Here is a 24,153-nt window from a genome sequence, read left to right as displayed (position 1 = left end):
ACCCTCACGCGACGGTCGAAATATTCCGTTCCGCGACTTCGTCCACGGCGTCCTTCACGATACCGACGATCTCGTCCGCTTCGTCGCGCGTCATCACGAGCGGCGGCGCAAACCCGAGAATGTCCCCATGCGGCATCGCGCGCGCGATCACGCCGCGCTGCAGCGCCGCGGCCGACACCTGCGCGCCGATCTTCAACGCGGGATCGAACGGCGTGCGCGCGTCCTTGTCGGCCATGAATTCGAGCGCGGCCAGCATCCCGACGCTGCGCACTTCGCCGACGAGCGGATGCGAGCCAAACACGTCACGCAGCTTCGCGCCGAAATACGCGCCCACGTCGGCGGCGTTGCCGACCAGATTCTCGCGTTCGAGAATCGCGAGGTTCGCGAGTGCCGCGGCCGCGCATACCGGGTGCCCCGAGTAGGTCCAGCCGTGCCCCATCGGCCCGTGCTCCTGCGAGCCGCGCGCGATCACGTCCCACACCTTCTCGCCGACGATCACGCCCGACAGCGGCGCATACGCGCTCGTCAGCCCCTTCGCGACGGTGATCAGGTCGGGCTCGATCCCGAAGTGCTGCGCGCCCATCTTTGAGCCGAGCCGCCCGAACCCGCAGACGACTTCATCCGAGATCAGCAGGATGTCGTGCTTGCGCAGCACGGCCTGGATCGCCGGCCAGTAGCCGCGCGGCGGCTCGATGATGCCGCCCGTGCCCATCACCGGTTCCGCGATGAACGCCGCGATCGTGTCGGCACCTTCGCGCGCGATCAGCTTCTCGAGCTCGTCGACGCAGTACGCGACGAACTGCGCTTCGCTCATGCCGACGGGCGCCTTGCGATACCAGTGCGGACACACCGTATGCTTCACGCGATCGATCGGCAGGTCGAAGTGCTGGTGGAAGCTCGGCAGGCCCGTGAGGCTGCCCGTCACGATGCCCGAGCCGTGATAGCCGCGCTCGCGCGAGATGATCTTCTTCTTGTTCGGACGCCCGAGCACGTTGTTGTAGTACCAGACGATCTTGACCTGCGTCTCGTTCGCGTCGGATCCCGACATCCCGTAGTAGACCTTCTTCATCCCGGCCGGCGCCCAGTCGATGATGCGTGACGACAGCTCGATGATCGCGTCCGACGAGTGGCCCACATACGTGTGGTAGTACGCGAGCTGCTTCGCCTGTTCGTACATCGCCTCGGCGACCTCCGTGCGGCCGTAGCCGATGTTCACGCAGTAGAGGCCGGCGAACGCGTCGATATAGCGCTTGCCCTGGTGATCCTCGATATGGATGCCTTCCGCGCCGCGCACGATCTTGCCGGGCAGCGCGCCGGTCTCGTGGTCGTACGCGTGCGTCGACGGGTGCATGAAGTGGGCGCGGTCCTCGCGCAGCAGTGCGTCGATCGATTGTGTCATGATGGGTTCCTTTGAATGAGTCAGGCCGTCGCCGCGACGGGCAGGCCGAGATTGCCGAGGCAGAAGTACTTGGTTTCGGTGAACGGTTCGAAGCCTTCGGCGCCGCCTTCTCGCCCGAGGCCCGACGCCTTCATCCCGCCGAACGGAATCGGCGCCCCGGTGAATTTCACGCCGTTGACCGACACCATCGCGAAATCGAGCCGTCGCACGAGCTGGAAGATCGTGTCGATGCGTGTCGCGCACACGTAGGCGGCGAGGCCGTACTCGGTGTCGTTGGCTTTTTCGATCACCTCGTCGAGCGTGTCGAACGCGCACACCGCCGAGATCGGCGCGAAGTTTTCTTCGTCGACCACGCGCATGCCTGGTGCGGCATCCGCGATCACGGTCGGTTCGTAGAACCAGCCGCCGAGCGCATGCGGCCGGCCGCCCGCGACGATGCGCGCCCCGCGCGCACGGGCGTCGTCGACACGCGCCGCCGTCGCATCGAACGCGGCCTGGTGCATCAGCGGGCCGACGTCGACGCCCGGCTCGAATGCGGGGCCGGTCTTCAGTTCCCGCACCGCGTGCGCGTAGCGGCTGACGAATGCTTCGTACAGCGGGCGCGCGACGAAGATCCGGTTCGCCGCGCAGCAGTCCTGCCCGGAAGTCTGGAACTTCGCGCCGATGGCGATTCGCACCGCCCGGTCGAGGTCCGCATCCTCGGTCACGATGAACGGCGCGTTGCCGCCCAGTTCGAGCGCGATCTTGCGAATGCCGGCCTTCGCGGCGGTTTCGGTCACGAGCCGCCCGACGCGCGTCGATCCGGTGAAGCTCACCGCGCGTACGCGCGCATCGCCGACGAGCGTTTCCATCGCCATCTGCGGCTCGCCGAGCACGACGTTGAACACGCCGGCCGGGAAGCCGGCCTCGTCGGCGAGCTGCGCGAGCGCGAGCGCCGAAAACGGCGTCTCGTGCGCGGGCTTCACCACCACCGCGCAGCCGACCGCGATCGCGGCGGCAGCCTTGCGCGTGATCATCGCGGCCGGAAAATTCCACGGCGTGATCAGCGCCGCGACACCGACCGGCTCCATCACCGTGCCGAGATGCGCACCGTCGATATGCGTCGGTATCGTGCGGCCCGCGACGCGTTTCGCCTCGTTCGCGAACCATTCGACGAAGCTCGCCGCATAGCGGATCTCGCCGCGCGACTCGGCGAGCGGCTTGCCCTGTTCGAGCGACAGCAGCGCGGCGAGATCGTCGAGATGCCGCAGGATCAGCGCATGCCAGCGCATCAGCGCCGCGCTGCGCACCGCTTGCGGCGTCCAGCGCCACGTGTCGAACGCACGCTGCGCAGCGTCGACGGCGGCGACGATCTGCGCGCGCTCGAGCATCGGCACATGGCCGATCACGGCCTGGTCGGCGGGGTTCACGACGGCGACCGTCGCGGCACTGTCGCTGTGGATCCAGCGACCGTCGACATAGCACGTCGACTTGAACAGAACGGGGTGTCCGGGCAGCATGCTGCGTCTCCTCGTTTGGGTGGGCACGAGCGTCATTCTGGCGTGCCGCCGGGTGCGGAAATTTCGGTTTCGGCGCCCGTTTCCTGCGGTTTTTTCCGTATTGCCGCGCGTTCGCGCGAAGTTTCAGTGCCAGTCCGGCGCGCCGCCGGATTCGCACTTCACGACCTTCGTCACGATGTACGTGAAGTAGCGTTCGATGCCGAGGTCGTCCATCAGCAACGCATCGATGAAGCGCTGGTAGTGGTCGATGTCCCGCGCGAACACATGCAGCACGTAGTCGACGCCGCCACCTGTCGCGAAACACTGCGCGACCTCGGGCGCCGCGCTCACGCGATCCTCGAAACGCCGCATGTCGGGCGCGGTATGACGCGACAGCGTCACCTCGACGACGATGCGACTGCCCGAGAACACACCGATCCAGTCGACGTCCGCGCGATAGCCGCGGATCACGCCGCTTTCCTCGAGCTTGCGCACGCGCTCCCACGCCGGCGAGATCGACAGGTTCACGGCCTCCGCGAGCTTCGACTTCGTGATGCGTCCGTCGCGTTCGAGGATGCGCAGGATCGCCAGGTCGTATCGGTCGAGCTTGATCACGTCGTGCACACCCCTATGCGGCCACCGGAATGTTGCGCTCGACGATGTCGGCGACCACCGCGATCGTGTCGCCGGCCTGCACGATGCCCGGGAAGTGCCGGGCGGCGAGCAGGCCGCGCCGGCGCGCGACGTATTCGACCGGCGCGACGCCCGTGCGGTCGATGTCGTGCACGCGTGCGAGCACGTCGCCCGCATCGACCTCGCTGCCGAGGTCGCGGCACATCTCCAGCAGCCCGCGATGCTCGCTGGTCGTGAAGCACGAGCCGTCCGGCATGTCGAGCAGCGTGGTCGTGCGCGGTGCGGCGCGTGCGCCGTCGCCCTTCGCGATCACGCCCGCATGCGCGAGAAACCCGCGCACGCCGCGCTCCGCGATCGCGACGCTCGCCGCCGTCGACGATCCGCCGCCGCCCAGCTCGGTCGACACGAACACCTTGCCGGCCGCCTCGGCCGCGCTGTCGAAGAGTCCCACGCTGTCGAGCTCCAGCATCCGCATCGAGTACGGCGCGCCGAATGCGCGCATCGCGCGATCGCAGCGTGCCTGCTGGTCGCGATCGTCCAGCACGTGGATCGCCGCGAACGGCACGAAGTCGAGCGTGCGGCCGCCCGCATGGATGTCGAGCACGTGCGTCGCGAGCGGCAGCAGATGACGCTGGAAGTAATCGGCGATCTTCTCGGTGACGGTGCCGTCCGGCCGCCCCGGAAAACTGCGGTTCAGGTTGCCCGAATCGATCGGCGACGTACGGCACCCGGCGCGAAATGCCGGGTAGTTCATGAACGGCACGACGATCACGCGGCCGGTCACGTCGGCCGCCTTCAGCGATCCGGCGAGCTTCGACAGCGCGACCGGCCCTTCGTATTCGTCGCCGTGATTGCCGCCGGTCAGCAACACCGTCGGCCCGTCGCCGCGCTTCACGACGGTCACCGGAATCATGATCGCCCCCCACGCGGAATCGTCGCGCGAGTAAGGCAGCTTCAGAAAGCCATGTTGTTCGCCGTCCGCGTCGAAGTCGACGGTCGGCGTGATCGGAGAAGCCCGCATCGCCCTACTCCTTCACGAACAGCTTGCGCGGCGTGTTGCAGAACGTCTCGACGCCGGTGTCGGTGATCAGGATGCTTTCGGTGATCTCCAGACCCCAGTCGTCGAGCCACAACCCCGGCATGAAATGGAACGTCATGCCGGGTTCGAGCACCGTGCGGTCGCCCGGGCGCAGGCTCATCGTGCGCTCGCCCCAGTCCGGCGGATAGCTCGCGCCGATCGGGTAGCCGCAGCGGCTGTCCTTCTCGATGCCCGCGCGGCGCAGCACCGCGAAGAACGCGTTCGCGATGTCCTCGCACACGTTGCCGGGCTTCGCGGCCGCGAGCCCCGCCTCGATGCCTTCGACCACCGCGCGCTCGCCTTCGATGAAGTGCGCGGGCGGCTTGCCGAGATAGACGGTGCGCGACAGCGGGCAGTGATAGCGGCGGTAGCAGCCCGCGATCTCGAAGAACGTGCCCGCGCCGCGCGCGAACGTCGTGTCGTCCCACGTCAGGTGCGGCGCGGCCGCATCGGCGCCGGTCGGCAGCAGCGGGACGATCGCCGGATAGTCGCCGCCAAAGCCGTCCGCGCCACCGATCCCGGTCGCATAGATCTGCGCGACGAGATCGCTCTTCTTCATGCCGGGCTCGATCGTGTCGACGATGTGCGCATGCATGCGCTCGACGATCCGTGCGGCAACGCGCATGTACTCGATCTCGCGCGGCGACTTCACCGCGCGCTGCCAGTTCACGAGCGCGGTCGCGTCGACCCAGCGCGCGGCCGGCAGATGCTTCTGCAGCGACGCATACGCGGCCGCGCTGAAGTAATAGTTGTCGAGCTCGACGCCGATGCGCAGCGTGCTCCAGCCGCGTGCGGCAATCACGTCGGTCGACAGGTAGTCCATCGGATGACGGGCCGTCGACTGCACATAGTGATCCGGGTAGCCGACGATGTTCTCGTGCGCCATGAACACGGTGCGCTTCGCGCCATTCGCGTCCTGGCCGCGGCCGTACCAGACCGGCTCGCCGTCCATCGGCAGCAGCACGCACTGGTGTACGTAGAACGACCAGCCGTCATAGCCGGTGAGCCAGCCCATGTTGGTCGGGTCGGTGACGATCAACAGGTCGATGCCGGCCCGCTGCATCGCCGTGCGCGTCTTCGCGATGCGCGCAGCGTATTCGCTGCGCTCGAACGCGAGGCGCGGCACGGCTTGGTGGGTTTCGATGACTGCGGACATCTGTCTCCTCTCAGGTCGTGAGGTCGTTGTGGAAAATCGTGCCCACCTCCGCCGCGCGGGCGCGCTGCAGCGCGAGCACGGCGATGGCGGTGTCCTGCGCGCCGGTGCCGGTCAGGTCGCAGATCGTGATGTCGTCGCGATGCGTGCGGCCGTCGCGCTGCCCGGCGATCACTTCGCCGAGTTCGGGAAACACCGCGTCGGCCGCGACCGCACCGGCGGCGATCGCGTGCGCGAGTTCGCCGGCCACGCGGGTCTGCTGCAGCCGGTCGCAGAAGTAGCGCGCCGCGCCGAACACCGACGGCGCGAGCTCGGTCTTGTAGTCGGCGTCGGAACCCATCGCGGTCACGTGCAGCCCCGGATGCAGATCCTCCGCGTGCACGAGCGGCTCGCGACTCGGCGTCGTCGTCACCGCGATGTCCGCGTCGGCGAGCGCCGCATGCACCGATCGCGCGACGATCGCGTCGATCCCGTGCGCGGCGCGCACGTCGGCCGCGAACCGTGCGGCACGCCCGGCGTCGCGCGCCCAGACCGTCACGTGCGTGATGTCGCGCACGAGCATCAGCGCGTCGAGTTGCAGTCGCGCCTGTTCGCCCGCGCCGACGATCGCCGCGCGGCGCGCATCGGCACGCGCGAGCCGGCGTGCGGCCACCGCGCCGGCCGCCGCGGTGCGCACGGCCGTCAGGTAGCCGTTGTCGAGCAGCACGGCCTCGGTCAGGCCGGTGCGCGCGGACAGCACGAGCATCAGCCCGTTCAGGCTCGGCAGCCCGAGCGACGGATTGTCGAAGAAGCCGGGGCTGACCTTGATCGCGAAGCTGTCGAAGCGCGGCAGGTAGGCGGTCTTCACGTCGACTTCGCCGTGCCGCGCCGGCAGCGCGAGATTGAGGATCGGCGGCATCGCGACCGCATCGGTGGCGAGCGACACGAACGCGGCCTCGACCTGGTCGATCGCGGCCAGATCGAGCGGGACCAGCGCGCGCAATTGCGCTTGCCCGAGCAGCGTGACGGGATGGGTCATGTCAGTTCTCCGAAACGAGCCGGCGATGCACGTCCATGTCGATGTTCGCGCCGCTGACGACCACGACGATCGGGCCGCCGCGCTCGCGGCGCGCGATCCGTTCGTCCAGCAACGCGGCGATGCCGACCGCGCCCGCGCCTTCCACGACGAGACGCTCTTCGCGATACGCATGCGCGATGCCGCGCGCGATCGCCGGCTCGTCGAGCAGCACGACGCCGTCGGCCAGCGCGCGCGTCATGTCGAACGTGTAGCGGTTGTCGAGGCCGATGCCGCCGCCGAGCGAATCGGCGAGCGTCGGCTGTTCGTCGACGTCGACCGGGCGCCCGGCCGCGAGGCTCGCGTGCATCGCGGCGCCGCGCGTCATCGACACGCCGATCACCTCGATCGCCGGCCGGATCGCCTTCGCGGCGAACGCGACGCCGCTGAACAGCCCGCCGCCGGACAGCGGCACGACGAGCGTCGCCGCATCAGGCAACGCTTCGAGAATCTCGACGCCGATCGTCGCCTGCCCGGCGATGATTCGCGGATCGTCGAACGGCGGCACGTACGCATAGCCTTCGTCGCGCACGAGGCGCCGCGCGTCGGCCTGCGCATCGTCCTGGCTGTCGCCCGCGATCACGACCCGCGCGCCGAGCGCGGCGACCGCGTCCACCTTGTTGGTCGGCACGAGCGACGACATGCAGACCGCGGCCTCGATCCCGAACGCACGCGCGGCATGCGCAACCGCACGGCCGTGATTGCCGGTCGATGCGGTGACGACGCGCGTCACACCCTGCGACGCGAGTTCAGCGAGCGCGTTGACCGCGCCGCGCAGCTTGAAGCTGCCGGTCGGCTGCAACGTTTCGAGTTTCAGATGGACGGGTGCGCCGGCCCGCGCGGACAGCCCGGTAGACGTGACGAGCGGCGTGACGCACGCATGCCCGGCGATGCGTCGGCGCGCGCGGTAGACGTCGGACAGCGACAGGAAGGACATGGATCGCGCGCCTCATTGATGTGGTGCGATCCAGTCTAATGTTCCAAATTGCGCTTTCGAATGTCCTGGTACATTGTGCGTCGCTGGCACGACGCGTGCCGCGCTTCAGTGAAAATCGTGCACGTGCGGATACTGCTCGAACACGCCCGCGATGGTCTGGAGCGCGGCGTTGCATGCGGCATCCGTCGTCTCCGCGCCGATGCACACGCGCACCGCGTTCGGCCGCTCCGTGCCGCCGACGAGGAACGGGTCGGGCGACGTCACCGCGATCTTGCGGGTACGCAATTCGCGCACGAGCCGGTCGGCCTGCCAGTAGTCGGGCACGCGCAGCCACGCTGACAATGCATTCGGATGCGCACCCAGCACATAAGATCCAAGCGCGGCCTTCACCATCTCCTGACGCGCCGCGAGCCGCTGGCGCTGTAGCTCCACGAGCCTGCGCGCGGTGCCGTCGGCGATCCAGCGCGTCGCGATCTCCGCGATCGGCGACGTCGCCATCCAGCTGCTCACGCGCAGCACGCTCTCGACGCGCAGCGCGAGCCGCCGCGGCATCGCGAGATAACCGGTGCGCAAACCGGTCAGCACGGATTTCGTCATGCTCGTGCAGTAGAAGCCCAGCTCCGGAATCAGGCTCGCGATCGGCGTCGCCGTCTTCGCGGGGAGCGGGCCGTACACGTCGTCCTCGATCACGTACACGCCGTAGCGCGACGCGATGCGCGCGATCGACTTGCGGCGCGAATCGGACATCATCGACACCGTCGGGTTATTGAGGGTCGGCGTGCAGACGAGCGCGCTGATTCGCTCGCCGTCGCACATTTCCTCGAAATGTTCGGGACGGATCCCATGTTCGTCCATCTCGAGCCCTTTCAGCGTAAACCCGAGCACGTTCGCCGAGCCGATCACGCCGTGGTCGGTCAGGCTCTCGCACAGCACGGTGTCGCCCGGCCCGACGATCGACGCGAGCGCGAGAAAGATGCCGTGCGCCGCGCCGTTCGTGATCAGCAGCGATTCGGGATGGACCGGCAGGTTCAGCGACCCGAGCCACGCGGCGCCGGCCTCGCGATGCGCGTCGAGGCCCGCGATCGGCCGGAACGAGCGGATCCACGGCTGGTCGTCGGTGTCGGCCATCGCCGCGCAGACGCCCCGCCACGCGGCATCGTGCTCCGGCGTATGCACGATGCGCGCGATCGAGAAGTCGACCAGCTCGCGCTCGGCCGTATCGAGGATGTAGTTCGACATCGATTCGGTCACGCGGGCGGCCACGAAGCTGCCGCGCCCGACTTCGCAGCGGATCAGGCCCTGCCTTTCGAGTTCCTTGTAGGCATTGGTGACGGTCTGCACGCTGACGCCGAGGCTCGACGCCACGTCGCGCTGCGGCGCGAGCCGCGCGCCCGGTGCGAGCGCGCCGCTTTCGATGTCGGTGGCGATCGCCTTCACGAGCCGCTTGTATTTCGACTCGATGCCGTGCACCGCGCCGATCGCGTCGTGCCAGCGCGCCGATACCTCGGTCCGTCCCATCTCGATGTCTCCGTCGTTGCTTTCGCATGGTCGCTCAGAAAGACACCCGAAAATTATTGTCCTAGTGCAATCGCGTGTACAAGCAGGACGGTCAGGAACGCATGATGCGCTACATTCATTCGGCGGGACCGGTGTGCGGCTGTCCAGGGTGCGCGTCCGCGCGTCGTGCTTATAACGCGCCGACACGGCGCACGAATCGTGCGCCCCCAGCGTGGCGATCTCGACCGCCGCAGTCCGCCCGGCATGGTCTGATTCGATCCACCGCGAATTCACAGGTTTACAGCACGGCCAGCCCCGGATCCGCTGCCTGAATTACTCGTTGCACGCTGGCGCCGCGGCCTGCGGCAATGACATCCCGGTGACAAAACCGATAGTTTGCTATCGAATGTTTTTGCCTCTATCATCTCGCGCATGACCAATCTGCACGATCTACGCCTCGCCGTCAGCAGCCTGCTGGTGCTCACCGCGCGCAAGTGGCGCCGCACGAGCGACGCCGTGCTGACCGCGTACAACGTGTCCGAAGCCTGCGCGACGCCGCTGCTGATCGCCGGCCGTCTCGGCGAAGGCGTGCGCCAGGGCACGCTCGCCGAGCACGTCGGCATCGAAGGGCCGTCGCTCGTGCGCCTGCTCGACCAGCTGTGCGCGGCCGGCCTCGCGCGCCGCGACGAGGATCCGCACGACCGCCGCGCGAAGACGATTTCGCTGACGGCCGCCGGCCGCGCGGTCACCGCGAAGATGGAAGAAGACCTTCGCGTGCTGCGTGCGCAGGTGCTCAAGGGCGTCACGCGCGCCGATCTCGAAGCGACGCTGCGCGTCCTGAACGCATTCGGCGCGGCCGATGCGCAGCACCCGGCGTCACGTCCGTCCCATCCCGCCGATTCCGCGTCATGACTTATCCGAGCCTTCGCGACTGGCTGTTCTCGGGCAAGACGTTCGCCGCGTCGATGCTGGCGCTGTATCTCGGCCTGTATTTCCAGTTGCCGCGTCCGTACTGGGCGATGGCGAGCGTCTACATCGTGTCGAACCCGTTCGTCGGCGCGACGCGCTCGAAGGCGCTGTATCGCGCGCTCGGCACCGCGCTCGGCGCGGCCGCCGCGATCCTGTTCGTGCCGCCGTTCGTCGAGACGCCGCTCCTGTTCAGCATCATCGTCGCGACGTGGTGCGGCACGCTGCTCTACCTCGCGATCTCCGACCGCACCGCGCGCAGCTACGTGTTCATGCTCGCCGGCTACACGATGCCGCTGGTCGCGCTGCCCACCGTGACCGATCCGTCGACGGTCTTCGACGTCGCGATCGCGCGCACCGAGGAAATCGTGCTCGGCATCGTGTGCGCGAGCGTGGTCGGCAGCGCCGTGTTCCCGAACCGGCTCGCGCCGACGCTGATCGAGCGCACCGACGCGTGGTTCAAGGACGCCGCGTTCTACGGCCGCGAGACGCTGTCCGGGCACCTCGCCGGCAAGGCGCTGTCCGCGTGCCGGCAGCGCCTTGCCGCGACCATCACCGGCCTCGAATTCCTGCTGAGCCAGTTGAGCTACGACCACGCGCACCCGCGCGTGCTCGCCCGCACGCAGGCGCTCGCGGGCCGGATGCAACTGTTCCTGCCGCTGATGTCGTCGCTCGCCGATCCGCTGATCGCGCTGATGCGCGACCTGCACGTGCGCCCTCCCGCGCTCGACGCGCTGCTCGCCGACGCCGCGAAGTGGTTCGACGCGCCGCTGCCGGCCTTGAGGGACGGCACCGACGGCGCGATGGCCGACGACCCGGTCGCGGACGACCTGCGCGCGCGCGTCGCGGCGCTGCAGCCGCCCGACAGCGCGCTGACGAGCTGGGACGGCGCGCTGCTGTCGAACGCGCTGTGGCGGTTGCGCCAGGTCATCGACATCTGGCAGGACTGCCGCTCGCTGCGCGCGCTGATCGCGAACGAGTCGGGTGTCTGGCAGCCGCGTTACCGGCACTGGCGGCTCGGCGGCACCGAGCGCTTCTTCGATCGCGGGATGATGCTGTTCTCGACGCTGACCGTGGCCGGCGCGATCGTGTTCGCGTGCTGGCTGTGGATCCAGTCCGGCTGGCACGACGGCGCCGGCGCCGTCACGCTGGTCGCCGTTGCATGCAGCTTCTTCGCGGCACTCGACGAGCCCGCGCCGCTGGTGTTCAAGTTCTTCCTGGCCACCACCGCGAGCGTCGTGTTCGCGGGCCTGTACCTCTTCGCCGTGCTGCCGCACGTGCACGACTTCGCGATGCTCGTGCTGATGTTCGCCGGCCCGTTCATCCTGATCGGCACGCTGCTGCCGCGCCCGCAGTTCAACATGGTGACGATGCTCGTCGCGGTGAACACCGCGACCTTCATCAGCATTCAGAGCGCATACGAAGCCGACTTCTTCGTGTTCCTGAACAGTAATCTCTCGGGCGTCGCCGGGCTGCTGTTCGCGTACGTCTGGACGCGCGCGACGCGGCCGTTCGGTGCGGAACTCGCGGTTCGGCGACTGCTGCGCTCGGGGTGGGAGGACGTCGCGCGCTCCGCGTCGACGCAGCCGCTCGACGACCAGCGCAACCATGCGTCGCGCATGCTCGATCGCGTCACGCAACTGCTGCCGCGCCTCGGCGCGTCCGACGACCACCGTCATCCGTCGATCGAGAGCTTCCGCGACCTGCGCATCGCGCTGAACGCGCTCGACCTGCGCCGCTCGCGTCGCAAGCTGTCGGGCGACGTGCCGGACGCGATCGACCGCGTGCTGGCCGGCGTCACCGATCACTACACGCGCTGCGCGGCCGCGAACGCGCGCCAGCCGGCGCCGCCGGCACTGCTCGCGTCGATCGACGATGCGTTGCAGCGCGTGGCCGGCCGTAACCTGCCGAGCGCGCCGGCGGTACCGGCGGACGACGGCACGACACCCGCGGCACCAGCGGCCCCCGCCACGCCCGCGACGCACCGCCGGCTGCGCGACACGCTGCACGCGCTCGTCGGCCTACGGCTGTCGCTGTACCCGGCCGCGTCCGCTCAGCCGCCGGAAGCGGCACCGGACGGAGCACGCGCATGATCCCGCTTTCCAACCTGTCTTTCCGACCGCGACCATGATCGGCGAAATCGACATCTTCGGCGTATTCGTGCCGGCTCCGCTCGTGCTGATGCTGATCGCGTACCTGATCAACATCGTCGTGCGCGCGCTGCTCGAGCGCGTCGGCTTTTACCGCCTCGTCTGGCACCGTTCGATCTTCGACCTCGGCATCTACGTGTTCGTGTTTGCCGCCGTCGTCATCGTGTCTCACCATCTCGTGGCTAGCTAACCGTGAAAAAAACCTGGCTCTCGGCAGGGCAGATCCTGCTCACCCTGATCGTCGTCGTCGTGGCCGCCCTCGTGCTGTGGCGGATCATCAACTACTACATGTTCTCGCCGTGGACACGCGACGGGCACGTGCGCGCCGACGTGATCCAGGTCGCGCCCGACGTGTCGGGGCTCATCACCGCGGTGCAGGTCGCCGACAACCAGGAGGTCACGCGCGGCCAGGTGCTGTTCGTGATCGACCAGGCGCGCTACGCGCTCACGGAACGGCTGGCCGAAGCGACGCTCGCGCAGCGCCGCGCGACGCTCGCTCAGGCGAAGCGCGAGTATGCACGCAACCTGCAGCTCGGCAACCTGGTCGCCAGCGAACAGGTCGAGGAAAGCCGCACGCGCGTCGAACAGGGCGAAGCCGCCGTCGCCGATGCGCAGGTGTCGCTCGACACCGCGAAGCTCAACCTGCAGCGCACGACGATCGTGAGCCCCGTCGACGGCTACCTGAACGACCGCGCGCCGCGCGTTGGCGAATACGTGCCGGCCGGCCGCGCGGTGCTGTCGGTCGTCGACCGCAATTCGTTCCGCGTCGACGGCTACTTCGAGGAAACCAAGCTGCGCGGCATCCACATCGGCCAGCCGGTCGACATCGTCGTGATGGGCGAGCCGCATCCGCTGCGCGGCCACGTGCAGAGCATCGTCGCCGCGATCGAGGATCGCGACCGCACGCAGGGCGCGAATCTGCTGCCGAACGTGAACCCGGCATTCAGCTGGGTGCGGCTCGCGCAGCGCGTGCCGGTGCGTGTCGTGCTCGACGAGGTGCCCGACGACTTCCGGATGATCGCCGGCCGCACCGCGACCGTCGCGGTGCGCACCGACACGCGCCGCGACGACAAGACGAAGCCGGCTGCCGGCGCTTCCGCGGCAACCGTGCCGCCCGCTTCGTCGCCCGCTTCGTCGCCCGCTTCGGCGCCCGCGGCGTCCGCACCGGCGGCCGCGAGCGCGACGGGAGCATCGCAATGAAGCGGCACGGCCTGCGCCTCGCGGCGGCACTCGCGCCGCTCGCGCTCGCACTCGGCGCGTGCAAGTCCGTCGGCCCCGATTACACGCTGCCGCAGCAGGCGTACGTGAATGCGCCGCTCGCGAACCATGCGCTCGACGACGCGAACGGCGCGCTCGTCTCGCGCAACGCCGTGCCCGGCAACTGGTGGCAGCTGTACGACGATCCCGTGCTCGACGCGCTCGTGCGCAGCGCGCTGAAATCGAACACCGACCTGCGCGTCGCCGCGGCCAACCTCGCGCGTTCGCGCGCGGCGCTGGAAGTCGCGAACGAACAGGGCGGCTTCTCCGGCAGCGCGGAAGCAGCCGTGCAGCGCGCACAGGAATCAGCCGAGCAGTATCTGCTCGAGAACAAGCTGCCGGTCGTCAACGAAGGCACGGTCGGCATCAGCGTGTCGTATGAACTCGATCTGTTCGGCAAGCTGCGGCGCGGCGTCGAGGCCGCGCGCGCGGACAGCGAAGCCGTGCAGGCGGCCGCCGACCTCGCGCGCATCACGGTCGTCGCGGACGTCGTGCGTGCGTACGTCGAATCGTGCTCCGCCGGCGACGAGCTCGCGATCGCGAAGCAGTCGCTCGCGCTGCAGCAGCAGCGCGTGAAGCTGTCGCAGCGGCTGCGCGATGCCGGGCGCGGCAACCAGACCGACGTGACGCGCGGCGTCACGCAGGTGCGCACGCTGTCCGCCGACATCCCGCGTTTCGAAGGTCGCCGCAAGATCGCGCAATACCAGCTCGCCGCGCTGCTCGCCCGCTCGCCGGCCGACCTGCCGAAGGCAGTCGCCGAATGCGAGCGCCTGCCGAAGCTGCGCCAGCCGATTCCGATCGGCGACGGCGCCGCGCTGCTGCGACGCCGCCCCGACGTTCGCGAAGCCGAGCGCCAGCTCGCCGCCGCAACCGCACGGATCGGCGTCGCGACCGCCGCGCTGTATCCGTCGATCAGCATCGGCGCGTCGGCCGGCTCGGTCGGCGTCGCCGCCGACCTGTTCTCGTCCACCACGAATCGCTGGTCGTTCGGACCACTGATCAGCTGGTCGTTCCCGGTCAACGGCCAGCGCGCGCGCGTGCGCGAAGCCGAAGCCGCGACCGGCGGCGCACTCGCGCACTTCGACGGCGTCGTGCTGAACGCGCTGCGCGAAACGCAGTCGAGTCTCGCGACCTACGCGGCCGACGTGCAGCGCACCGATGCGCTGCGCACGGCCTACGAATCGGCGCGCAATTCCGCTGACGAAACGCACCGGCTCTATGCAGCCGGCCGCGAATCGTTCATCTCCGATCTCGATGCAACGCGCACGCTCACGAGTGTGCGCGCGCAGGTCGCCGCGGCCGAAGGACAAGTCGCCGCCGACCAGGTGAAGCTGTTCCTCGCGCTTGGCGGAGGATGGGAACGCGACGCGGCGCCCGCTGTGTCGCAGCAGACGTCGGCGGCCAGTGCGCCGGCTGCTGCGTCGGCCCCGGCCAGGTAATCGCGCACTGTGCGGGACGGCGTGCGTGACACGCGCCGTCGCGCATCACCGTGCGTGGTCTCGCATGGTCGGTAAGTCGATGCCGACGGCGCGCGTCACCGGCATTGCCGGTAAACTCGTCCGCGGTTTCCATCATTCGCTCGCCGCCCGCCGCGCGGCCCATGTTCCGGAGAGTCATCATGCGAAGCAGTGCCCGTAATCAGTTCGCCGGCCAGATCAGCGCCGTCAAGCCCGGTGCCGTCAACGACGAAGTCACGCTGCGTACGCAGGACGGCCTCGACATCGTCGCCGTGATCACGCACGGCAGCGTCGCGTCGCTCGGTCTCGCGGCCGGCACGAACGCGTTCGCGCTCGTCAAGGCATCGTCGGTGATCGTGATGGTCGACGTCGACAGCAGCAAGGTGTCGGCGCGCAACTGCATCGCGGGCACCGTGTCGTCGATCGCGAAGGGCGCGGTCAATTCGGAAGTCGTGATCCAGGCCGCGGGTGGCGCGGAAATCGTCGCGATCGTCACCAACGACAGCGTCGATCGACTCGGCCTCGCGAGCGGCAAGCCTGCGTCGGCGATCTTCAAGGCGTCGAGCGTGATCGTCGGAGTCGAGTGATCGGCTGATCGTCTGACCGCTTGCGATGACGACCCGTTGTTCGCCGCACCTGCGTCACGACGGTGCCCTGCGTGGGTTGCCGATACGCAGCGCTTGACCGAGCATGCACGATCGTTCGATCTCAACGCCCACCGGAGGAACAACCTTGATCGACTTGGCCACTCCCAATCTGCCGTCGCGCGATTTCGAAGCCACATCGCAGTTCTACGCGAATCTCGGCTTCGTCGAAACCTGGCGCGACGACACCTGGATGATCCTGAGGCGCGGCGACCTGCTGCTGGAATTCTTTCCGCATCCCGGCCTCGATCCGGCCACCAGTTGGTTCAGCTGCTGTTTCCGGCTCGCCGACGTCGGCGCGTTCTTCGATGAGCTGCTCGCGGCCGGCATTCCGGAGCAGACGACCGGCTGGCCGCGTGCGCATCGGCCGAAACGCGAGCCATGGGGCGGTACCCGCGGCGCGCTAATCGACCTGGACGGTTCATTGATTCGGCTAATTCAGACGGACGACTGAATCGTTGGGTGTCAAAGGGGCGCGGCGGACACGAAACGACGCCCCATAAACGGTTACCTTGCGAAACACGTTGCGCGCGTCGCGTGTCTTTGTCCGTGGGCCGCGCGGTCAGTGTCGATGGCGATGGTGAATGTCCGGGAAATGCGCGTGACTGTGCGTGATCGGCAGATGCACGTGCGAATGGGTGTGCGGTTCATCGCCGTCGTACGGAAAGTCGTGCGTGTGCTGATGATGTTCGTCATGCCGATGCCGGTGCGTATGCGCGAGCCGCTCGTGCGCATGTTCGTGTTCGTGCCGTTCGCGCACATGCAGCCAGATGCCGAGCGCCATCAACGCGGCCGCGATCCAGAACGTGACGGACGGCAGTGCCGGCCAGATCAGCAGCGACAGCACGACGCCGAACAGCGGCGCCACGGAAAAATACGCGCCCGTGCGCGCACTGCCGAGATGGCGCAGCGCGACGACGAACAACGCGAGACTGATCCCGTAGCCGCCGAGGCCGGTCAGCATCGCGGCGGCCGTGGCCGGAACGGCGGGCAGCGACGCACCGGCCGCGAGCGCGATGCCGATATTCACGGGCCCGGCGACCAAGCCTTTCACGCATGCGATGACCATTGCATCGTTCGCGGCGACCTTGCGGGTCAGGTTGTTGTCGATCGCCCAGCACAGGCACGCGGCGGCGATCAGCAGCGCACCGACCGGCACGCCCGCGCGCCCCGGCGCCCATGACAGCAGCGTGCCGCCGGCGACGATTGCGACCATGCCGAGAAACACCTGGAGATCCACGTTCTCGCGAAACACGACCCACGCGATGACGGCCGTCAGTACACCTTCGAGATTGAGCAGCAGCGCACTCGTCGCGGCCGGCGTGCTCGACAGCCCGAGCATCAGCAGCGCCGGGCCCGCGACGCCGCCGGCTGCGATCGCGCCGGCAAGCCACGGCAGGTCCGCGCGTTGCAGCGGCGCGGCATTCCCGGCCGGCGCGTGGCGGCTGCGCAGCCCGCGAAGCAGGATCCCGATGGCGAGACCGATGCCGCTGCCGAGATAGAACAGGCCCGCGACCATGAACGGCGACATCGCGCCGAGCAGTGCCTTGGCGAGTGGCGTCGCGGCGCCGAACAGCGCGGCGGCGATGAGCGCGACGAGAATCGCGGAATGTCTCGGGTTCATGAGGCGGTCTTTGCGTGAGGCGTTGGGCGTAAGGTGTTGGGCGTTGGCAGGCTTCATGGGATGCCGCAGCGCGGACGGTTTGCCAGTGCCGTTCAATTTCGGGGATTGCGGGGCGGCTTGCGTGAGCTTTTCAGGCACTTGTGCGTCATGTGTGGTCGGCAATGTGTATCGGCCCTGCGTTCCCGGTTGCTGAGATTATCGGCGTTTGTGTCGCGGGTCGCCAACGGATGGGCTGGCGGCCGCTTCAGTGGTCGCGCGTCCGGACATCGCGCGTCGGTCACGCGACTACGATTGCATTTCGCGCCGGGTAATTTCTGACGCGAGACATACGGGCGTGAGTGCGAATCGGGCACTTCCTCTGCGCTGCCGTTACTTTAGGAAAACGAACTATTGCGGCGCGACGTAAGCGGATTCGCGATGCACATCGTCCTTGTTTCGATATCCGGTCGCCATGCTCGTTCAACACGAGTGATGCATTGCGCAAGCTGCGTTCGCCGACGCGCTTTCATCGCGGGTTCGATTAGCAGTTCGATGCTGATGGGTTGGAGGCTAGCTGACTGGTGGTGTCGCCAGCGGAGGCAGTCCCGACCTGCCCCGAACGGGGACAGGCCAGTCTGTCAGATGATGCGCTGCACGCGCGGTGCAGGCGGACCGTCACCGCGCGATCGCGCGGCGACGCATGGCGCGTTACTCGCTCGCGGCCGTTTGCTGCTCGGCCTGCGGTGCTGCATTGGCCGGTGCTGCATTGGCCGGTGCTGCATTGGCCGGTGCTGCGTCGGCCGGTGCTTCAGCGGTCGCCGGCTGCGGCGCGGTGGCGTCGGCCTGTGCTTCCGCCTTCGGCTGCTGCGGTGCGCCCTTTGCCGCTTGCGCGCCGCCCTTGTTGCCCGGACGACGCGACTTCAGCCGGCGCGCACGCGCCGCGTCGTCGTGCGTCACGCGCCCGGCTTCGTTACCTTGCAGATCGACCCGCACCGCGTCTTCGACGAGGCACGACCAGTAACGATTGCCGCGGCACCACGTGGACATCGCCTCGCGCAGTTCGGCTTCAGTCAGGCCGACGGCCTGCGCCTCGCGGGCGAGATCGTCCCAGATGCCGACCTTCAGCGGCACTTTCGGTGCCGGATTCTTCGGGAACGCGCGCGGGAAGCGGCGCTGCAGTTTGCCGATCGCGACAATGACCGGATCGACCGGGGTCGACGGCTTCGCCGAAGCGGGCTTGGCACCGGACGGCGCTTTGGCCGCGGCACCCGATTTGGCCCCACGAGCAGGCCGGTCGCCGGACTTCGGCTTCGCGCCGGCATCCGGTTGCGCAGCCGGTCGCTTCGCATTGCGCTCCTGCTTGGCCTTGGCTGCGAGCTGCGCCCGCAATTCGGCAAGTTGTTCAAAACCCATAAATTCAATCCACCAGGAATATAAGGTGTGGTTCGTGCTGCCATTCCGCACATCGGCGTTTTGCCGCATTGCGTGCGGCTTGTCTGCCACCGATGCGGAACATTGCGGGGCCGCATCGCCACAACCGCTGTTTTCAGGCACCCGGCCACGATGCCGGACAAAAGGCAGGAGTGGAAGTATACCGGTACGCGCGGCTGTCGGCTGACTCACCGGTTCGCATTTGACGGATCCGAAGGGTGCGCAATGCATCGGCGCGGCTACGTTGCGCATTATCGCGGCGTTTTCGACCGGTAGCGAGACACGCGTTACGTAGTGCCGCTTTCGGTACTTTCGGTTTTAGTCGATCATTCCACACTACGGAATGCCGAAAGATGGCACGGACGTCCAAATACGCCGTCGCCGGCGGATTCACGCGGTTCGAAGACCTGGCTTTCGCGTACGATCCGCGCGGCGTGGCGGCGTTCGCGTCGATCGCTGCCGGTATTCAATTAGTTGCGTACGCATCGATCGTCGATCGTACGGCGGCACCGGAAAGTGCGTAGTATGACCGGATCGACATCGTCTGCGGCCTGTGGCGGTTTCGCTACGCACCGATCGGCCAATGACGTCGTTGTCGAATGCAAAGAGACCCGGTTGTACGAAACGGAGCGATTACATGAATCCTCGACACGACCTCCCGCACGACGCCATTACGCGCGAAGAGATTCACCATCGGCAGATCGACATGCGCGGCTATCGCCGCAGCGACGGCCTGTTCGAAGTCACGGCCTGTCTCGCGGACCGCAAGCCGCGCGATTTCACCCCGCCCGGCGGCACGCGCACGGTCGCGGCGCTGACCCCGATTCACGACCTCGGCGTGACGCTGGTCTTCGACGTCGACATGATCGTGCGCGCGGTATCCACGTTCATCCGATCGCATCCTTATGCGCAGTGTCCGGGCGGCGGCGATACGTTGCAGGCGCTCGTCGGATTGCGCATCGGCGCGGGCTGGAACAGCGAGGTCCGCAAGCGCTTGCCGTCCTGCGACACGTGCACGCATCTGAAGGAAATTCTCGGACCGGTCGCGACCGCGGCTTATCAGACGATGGTCGGCGTGCGGCCGTCGTCGCTGAATTACCGGGACGACAACGGAAAGCCGCTCAAGATCGACAGCTGCTATGCGTATGGCGCTTCGCGCGATCTCGTGAAGCGCCTGTGGCCCGAATACCATCAGCCGACCGTGTCGACCCAGCGTGACTAGGGCATCGATACTCGACAGTGCCGCTGCTGCGAACGACGATGCGAGTCGCAGCCGCCACGTCGCCCGAACAGTGCACTTCGCTTGAACGCGATGCGATTGGAGATACCACGGCAGGCGTCGCTGCGGTCCTTGCGTGCGGCTGCGGCACCGCTGCGACCCGGTTGATCACCGATCATCAGAACACGCCGAGCGCGAGCCCCGCAGCAAGACCCGCACCGATCTCCGCGCAGCGCGCGAGATCCTCGGCGCCGATCGTCTTCGGCGCGAGGATCCGCTCCGGCGTCTGCGCATGGGTGCAAACGATCAGGCCCGGCGCCACGTTCCTGAGCCGCCATCCGGTCGCGATCCGGTCGATCTGGCGCAGCGCGTTCTGTCCGTCGCTGCCCGCGCAGATCATCGCCGCATACGGGCGACCGTTCACGCGATCGAGCGCCGCGTAGTAGCAGCGATCGAAGAAATCCTTCATCAGCCCGGACATCGCGGCGAGATTTTCCGGCGTCGCGAACAGATAGGCGTCGGCGGCGAGCACATCGTCCGCGCTCGTCGCATCCGCACGCTGCAACCTCACGTCGACACCGGGCTGCTCGCGCGCGGCACCCGCGGCCGCTTCGGCCATCTGCTGCGTGCCGCCGGTCATCGTGTGATAGACGATCAACAGCGTCTTCATCGGTGTTCGCTCAGGTTGGGGTTCATATGCGTCGGCCATACGCGTCGGTGCGGTTTATACGGCTCATGCGGCTCATGTGGCTCATGTGGCTCATGTGGCTCATGTGGCTCATGTGGCTCATGTGGCTCATGTGGCTCATGTGGCTCATGTGGCGCAAAAGGCTTAATCGGCTCAAGCGGGCAGGGTATGCCCGATCCTGCACTCGCCCGTCGTTGCGTGGCGATTTCTTCCAGGCGGCGGATGGACCGCGCATCGAGTAAAACGACGCGCCCGGTGCGCTTCGCGCGTCGCATGGTGCACCCTCAGCCCTGCCCTGCACCTAACTCACCGCCGTGATCCGGACGCGCGTAGTACGCAAGAAACATGTCGGCGGCCGTTTCCGCGACCTTCTGCTGTTCCTGCGCGCCCAGCGGCGGCTGGCCCATCGTCACCTGCGGCCAGAATGCGAACGCTTTCACGAGCCCGTGCAGCTGATGTGCGGCGAATACGGGATCGGTCGCCGCCAGCCGGCCAGCCGCCGCGGCCGCACGAATCCATACCGTCACGTCCTCTTCGCGCTCGCCCATGCGTTCGACCATGTCGCGCGCGCGTTCCGGCGAGTGGATGGCCGCGCCGATCGCGACGCGAGCGAGCGCGAGAAACGCTTCGTCGTTCAACAACCGCAATTTGCGCTCCAGCAGTGCGAGCAACTGATCACGCAGCGGCACGTCGGCGCAATAGGCCGGCGCGCCGACGGTCAGCGTCGCGTCCCACAGCTGGTGCAGGATCGCTGCGAACAATGCTTCCTTGCCGGGGAAGTGGTTGTAGACGGTGCGCTTCGACACGTCCGCGCGCGCGGCGATGCGATCCATGCTGGTCGCGTCGTAGCCCGCCGCGCGAAATTCCTCGATCGCCGCCGCGAGAATCGCCGCGCGCTTTCGGTCAGTCATGCGCTGGGGGGAAGTGCTCGTATGCATGCAAAAATTTTACACCGCTGAGTTTACTTTTCCCAGGGATAAACTACACTGCTCAGTGTACTTTTATTTTCGGACGGATCGACATGGCTTCGCCCCTCGTTTTTCTTCATCGCGTACTGGGTTTCGCCGCCGCCAGGCGTGGTCGCACGCTGTCCGGCGAGTCGCCGCAGCACAATGGCGAACGCTTCAGCAACGTCGCGCCGCGACCGGTCGAAGGCTTCGGCAAGACGCTCGGCATTGCATGGAACATGCTGGTCAACAAGCCACGCAACACGGTTCCGACCGGTGCCCTGCCGATCGATTCGCTGACTCGCGCGCAACTGGACGCGGCCCCTGACCGCAGCCTGTATCGGCTCGGGCACTCGACGCTGCTGTTGAAGCTGCGCGGTGAGTTCTGGCTGACGGATCCGGTATTTGCCGAACGTGCATCGCCGTTTCGGCGCGTCGGCCCCAAGCGCTTCCATGCGCCGCCGATAGCACTCGAGGATCTCCCGCCGTTGCGCGGCGTGATCCTGTCGCACGATCACTACGATCATCTCGACCGTGACACGGTGCTCGCGCTTGCTGCCACGACTGGCGTGTTCGTCACGACGCTGGGTGTCGGCGACCGCCTGATCGAATGGGGTATCGACGCGAAGAAGGTACGCCAGCTCGACTGGTGGCAAAGCATCGACATCGACGGCCTGACGCTGACCGCAACACCGGCGCAGCACTTCTCCGGGCGCAGCCTGTTTGACGGCAACAGCACGCTGTGGGCGTCCTGGGTCATCGTCGCCGACGATCTGCGCGTGTTCTTCAGCGGCGACACTGGCTACTTCGACGGTTTCCGGACAATCGGCGAACGTCTTGGGCCCTTCGATGTGACGCTGATCGAGACCGGAGCATACGACCCGCAATGGCCCTACGTGCACATGCAGCCGGAAGAGACCGTGCAAGCGCACATCGACCTGCGCGGACGCACACTGCTACCGATCCACAACGGCACGTTCGATCTCGCGATGCATCGTTGGCAGGAGCCGTTCGAGCGCGTCACGGCGTTGGCAATGGTGCGTGGTGTCGAGTTGGCGACGCCCAGGATGGGCGAGCGGCTCGATTTGAATGAGCCGCATCGCGGTGAACGGTGGTGGCGAACCGTCGATGACGCAGAAAAGGCGCAAGCAGCCAAGCCGCGCCGGTGGCAGCTGTGCGCATCGGAGACGACGAAGTAGGTTTGATGGCCGGGGCGCTTCTCGCTAGGAGTGTTGCGCTGCGTTGGGGGTTTTTGTTACGGCGTGAGCCGTGGCGGCGGACTCTTCAATTGCGTGTCGGTGACGATGGTCGGCCGGAAAAGCAGACGTTCGGCGTCGGCCGAGAGCTATTCGGCCGGCCGACGATGCCGACGCGCTTCGCCTCCCTGATGCAGACTCTCTAGATTCCGGATTCGCCCACCGCGCAACAATAGACACGCCGATCATCTCAGGTTGTCTACAGAATCACATATCGCTCGACCCTCCTTGGGACGCACTGTAGAGTCAACATAGCCAGCCCCGAGCTTTGGCTTCTCCCGACACCCGTCAGTTCGCGATCCAGCACCCTCGTTGTCACGTGACAACTGGCGATCGATAGGAAACTACATCGACTGAATTCTTCCCGGACTGTTCGGCGCGCTGCATCGGGTCGCCGGTATGTCGATCGGGTTGCATTTGTCTGCAATGCGTGTTTTTCACCACGAAACACGTATCGTACGATACGATTTCGCACCGACAATCCTTGCTCGCAGCCAACCACTCGTGCGGAATTCATGCGCCCCCATTTTGCCGGCAGATGATGCGCATTTTGCGTGAAACAACATGAAGAAAGTGGCGCAACCCATTGCCAGACAAGGGCTTACGAAGACACCCTGTTTTTTCAGAAATGTTTCACGACCGTGCCGGATCCACGTCGCCTCGTGTCGCCGGACATATGAATTTACTTTCAAAAGAGGAATCGTCACGCGAGGCTACGTGACAGGATGCCGATGTCGGGCCTCCATCAGACCACTCGCTGATACAACAAGCTCGGGAATATCTGCCCCTCCCCTGCCCCGGGGTTGTTTGCTTCGTGGACGCTGAACTGGCGAATTTATTGGGGTCATATCATCAACGCTAGGATCTAGGCCGGCATGCACTCGCAAGAGCCCACGCCGGTGAAGGATGCCACCAGCCACCCGGCTAGCGGAACAGAATACGACGTGTACGCTCCGGCTCACATAGTGCGCTTCCTCCAAGACCGCATGCGCGCCACACCGCTATCACGCTCGTCATTCCCGGATAGAACCGCACCGGTTGTCACGTGACAACCGCGCACCTACATCGAGCGCCGACCAGCGACCAGGCATAACTGACCAACATCGCTTCGTGTCTCTCTCCTAGATTCCCTTCACGGTAGCGATCCCTACCGGGGCCGTGCTCGGGCTGAAGACGTGCGTCCTCAATCGCCAGTGGCAAGGTTGTCACGTAACAACTCACCCGTCGCAGTCGCAGTCGCAGTCGCAGTCGCAGTCGCAGTCGCAGTCGCAGTCGCAGTCGCAGTCGCAGTCGCAGTCGCAGTCGC

At 67.1% G+C, this 24,153-nt stretch carries 22 protein-coding genes; 10 read left to right on the top strand and 12 right to left on the bottom strand.

Annotated elements, in window-relative coordinates; all coding sequences use genetic code 11:
• Positions 1 to 4: 4 nt before the first annotated feature.
• The 8 genes from SB771_RS30445 to SB771_RS30410 all read right to left on the bottom strand — a co-directional run bounded on the left by SB771_RS30445 (position 5) and on the right by SB771_RS30410 (position 9,250).
• The gene (locus SB771_RS30445; RefSeq protein WP_175662225.1) at positions 5 to 1,399 is read right to left on the bottom strand and encodes an aspartate aminotransferase family protein; all 1,395 of its coding nucleotides are present in this window, start codon (positions 1,397 to 1,399) and stop codon (positions 5 to 7) included.
• A 20-nt stretch (positions 1,400 to 1,419) separates the two neighbouring features.
• Positions 1,420 to 2,898, bottom strand: coding sequence for an NAD-dependent succinate-semialdehyde dehydrogenase (locus SB771_RS30440; RefSeq protein WP_175662226.1), 1,479 nt, complete (start codon positions 2,896 to 2,898; stop codon positions 1,420 to 1,422).
• A 123-nt stretch (positions 2,899 to 3,021) separates the two neighbouring features.
• Entirely contained in the window at positions 3,022 to 3,492 is a 471-nt protein-coding gene (locus tag SB771_RS30435; protein ID WP_175662269.1) for an Lrp/AsnC family transcriptional regulator, read from the bottom strand.
• Between the two features lie 13 nt (positions 3,493 to 3,505).
• Positions 3,506 to 4,531: a N(2)-acetyl-L-2,4-diaminobutanoate deacetylase DoeB gene (gene doeB, locus SB771_RS30430; protein ID WP_011660903.1), complete on the bottom strand. Its 1,026-nt coding sequence runs from the start codon at positions 4,529 to 4,531 to the stop codon at positions 3,506 to 3,508.
• 4 nt (positions 4,532 to 4,535) lie between these two features.
• Positions 4,536 to 5,744, bottom strand: a complete 1,209-nt coding sequence (gene doeA, locus SB771_RS30425; protein WP_011660902.1) for an ectoine hydrolase DoeA — start codon at positions 5,742 to 5,744, stop codon at positions 4,536 to 4,538.
• A gap of 10 nt (positions 5,745 to 5,754) precedes the next feature.
• Positions 5,755 to 6,759, bottom strand: coding sequence for a cyclodeaminase (locus SB771_RS30420; RefSeq protein ID WP_175662227.1), 1,005 nt, complete (start codon positions 6,757 to 6,759; stop codon positions 5,755 to 5,757).
• A 1-nt stretch (position 6,760) separates the two neighbouring features.
• The gene (gene eutB, locus SB771_RS30415) at positions 6,761 to 7,732 is read right to left on the bottom strand and encodes a hydroxyectoine utilization dehydratase EutB (protein ID WP_175662228.1); all 972 of its coding nucleotides are present in this window, start codon (positions 7,730 to 7,732) and stop codon (positions 6,761 to 6,763) included.
• A 105-nt stretch (positions 7,733 to 7,837) separates the two neighbouring features.
• Positions 7,838 to 9,250 carry a PLP-dependent aminotransferase family protein gene (locus tag SB771_RS30410; RefSeq protein WP_105830264.1) on the bottom strand — a complete coding sequence of 471 codons (1,413 nt, stop codon included), beginning with the start codon at positions 9,248 to 9,250 and terminating at the stop codon, positions 7,838 to 7,840.
• A gap of 411 nt (positions 9,251 to 9,661) precedes the next feature.
• Between SB771_RS30410 and SB771_RS30405 the strand changes: the two genes are divergently transcribed.
• From SB771_RS30405 to SB771_RS30375, 7 genes are all read left to right on the top strand, one after another.
• Positions 9,662 to 10,141, top strand: coding sequence for a MarR family winged helix-turn-helix transcriptional regulator (locus SB771_RS30405; RefSeq protein WP_006755464.1), 480 nt, complete (start codon positions 9,662 to 9,664; stop codon positions 10,139 to 10,141).
• The gene (locus tag SB771_RS30400; protein ID WP_175662229.1) at positions 10,138 to 12,288 is read left to right on the top strand and encodes an FUSC family protein; all 2,151 of its coding nucleotides are present in this window, start codon (positions 10,138 to 10,140) and stop codon (positions 12,286 to 12,288) included. Before SB771_RS30405 ends, SB771_RS30400 begins: the two co-directional genes overlap by 4 nt.
• 34 nt (positions 12,289 to 12,322) lie before the next feature.
• A complete protein-coding gene (locus SB771_RS30395; protein ID WP_006755496.1) occupies positions 12,323 to 12,535 on the top strand; it encodes a DUF1656 domain-containing protein in 213 nt (70 codons plus the stop codon).
• Between the two features lie 2 nt (positions 12,536 to 12,537).
• Positions 12,538 to 13,545, top strand: coding sequence for an HlyD family secretion protein (locus SB771_RS30390; protein ID WP_175662230.1), 1,008 nt, complete (start codon positions 12,538 to 12,540; stop codon positions 13,543 to 13,545).
• Positions 13,542 to 15,041, top strand: a complete 1,500-nt coding sequence (locus SB771_RS30385) for an efflux transporter outer membrane subunit (RefSeq protein ID WP_175662231.1) — start codon at positions 13,542 to 13,544, stop codon at positions 15,039 to 15,041. The genes SB771_RS30390 and SB771_RS30385 overlap by 4 nt, the downstream gene beginning before the upstream one ends.
• Before the next feature lie 179 nt (positions 15,042 to 15,220).
• A complete protein-coding gene (locus SB771_RS30380; RefSeq protein WP_175662232.1) occupies positions 15,221 to 15,646 on the top strand; it encodes a molybdopterin-binding protein in 426 nt (141 codons plus the stop codon).
• A 145-nt stretch (positions 15,647 to 15,791) separates the two neighbouring features.
• Positions 15,792 to 16,157, top strand: a complete 366-nt coding sequence (locus SB771_RS30375) for a bleomycin resistance protein (protein ID WP_175662270.1) — start codon at positions 15,792 to 15,794, stop codon at positions 16,155 to 16,157.
• A gap of 108 nt (positions 16,158 to 16,265) precedes the next feature.
• Here SB771_RS30375 and SB771_RS30370 read toward each other — a convergent pair whose 3' ends face one another.
• Entirely contained in the window at positions 16,266 to 17,327 is a 1,062-nt protein-coding gene (locus SB771_RS30370; protein ID WP_175662233.1) for a DMT family transporter, read from the bottom strand.
• 687 nt (positions 17,328 to 18,014) lie between these two features.
• Positions 18,015 to 18,719: a ProQ/FinO family protein gene (locus SB771_RS30365; protein WP_175662271.1), complete on the bottom strand. Its 705-nt coding sequence runs from the start codon at positions 18,717 to 18,719 to the stop codon at positions 18,015 to 18,017.
• Between the two features lie 371 nt (positions 18,720 to 19,090).
• Here SB771_RS30365 and SB771_RS30360 point away from each other — a divergent pair, with 371 nt between their 5' ends.
• Complete coding sequence (locus SB771_RS30360; protein WP_175662234.1) at positions 19,091 to 19,261, top strand: hypothetical protein; 171 nt, start codon at positions 19,091 to 19,093, stop codon at positions 19,259 to 19,261.
• 113 nt (positions 19,262 to 19,374) lie between these two features.
• Positions 19,375 to 19,959 carry a DUF2889 domain-containing protein gene (locus tag SB771_RS30355; RefSeq protein ID WP_175662235.1) on the top strand — a complete coding sequence of 195 codons (585 nt, stop codon included), beginning with the start codon at positions 19,375 to 19,377 and terminating at the stop codon, positions 19,957 to 19,959.
• A gap of 175 nt (positions 19,960 to 20,134) precedes the next feature.
• Here SB771_RS30355 and SB771_RS30350 read toward each other — a convergent pair whose 3' ends face one another.
• Complete coding sequence (locus SB771_RS30350) at positions 20,135 to 20,626, bottom strand: flavodoxin family protein (RefSeq protein WP_011660890.1); 492 nt, start codon at positions 20,624 to 20,626, stop codon at positions 20,135 to 20,137.
• A 302-nt stretch (positions 20,627 to 20,928) separates the two neighbouring features.
• The gene (locus tag SB771_RS30345) at positions 20,929 to 21,582 is read right to left on the bottom strand and encodes a TetR/AcrR family transcriptional regulator (RefSeq protein ID WP_175662236.1); all 654 of its coding nucleotides are present in this window, start codon (positions 21,580 to 21,582) and stop codon (positions 20,929 to 20,931) included.
• Between the two features lie 83 nt (positions 21,583 to 21,665).
• Here SB771_RS30345 and SB771_RS30340 point away from each other — a divergent pair, with 83 nt between their 5' ends.
• Positions 21,666 to 22,790 (top strand): MBL fold metallo-hydrolase, encoded by a 1,125-nt coding sequence (locus SB771_RS30340; RefSeq protein ID WP_175662237.1) that lies wholly within the window; start codon positions 21,666 to 21,668, stop codon positions 22,788 to 22,790.
• Positions 22,791 to 24,153 lie beyond the last annotated feature (1,363 nt).

Source organism: Burkholderia sp. SIMBA_051 (genome assembly GCF_046534915.1).
Lineage (GTDB): Bacteria > Pseudomonadota > Gammaproteobacteria > Burkholderiales > Burkholderiaceae > Burkholderia > Burkholderia ambifaria.
This window is presented reverse-complemented; position numbering and strand designations above follow the sequence as displayed.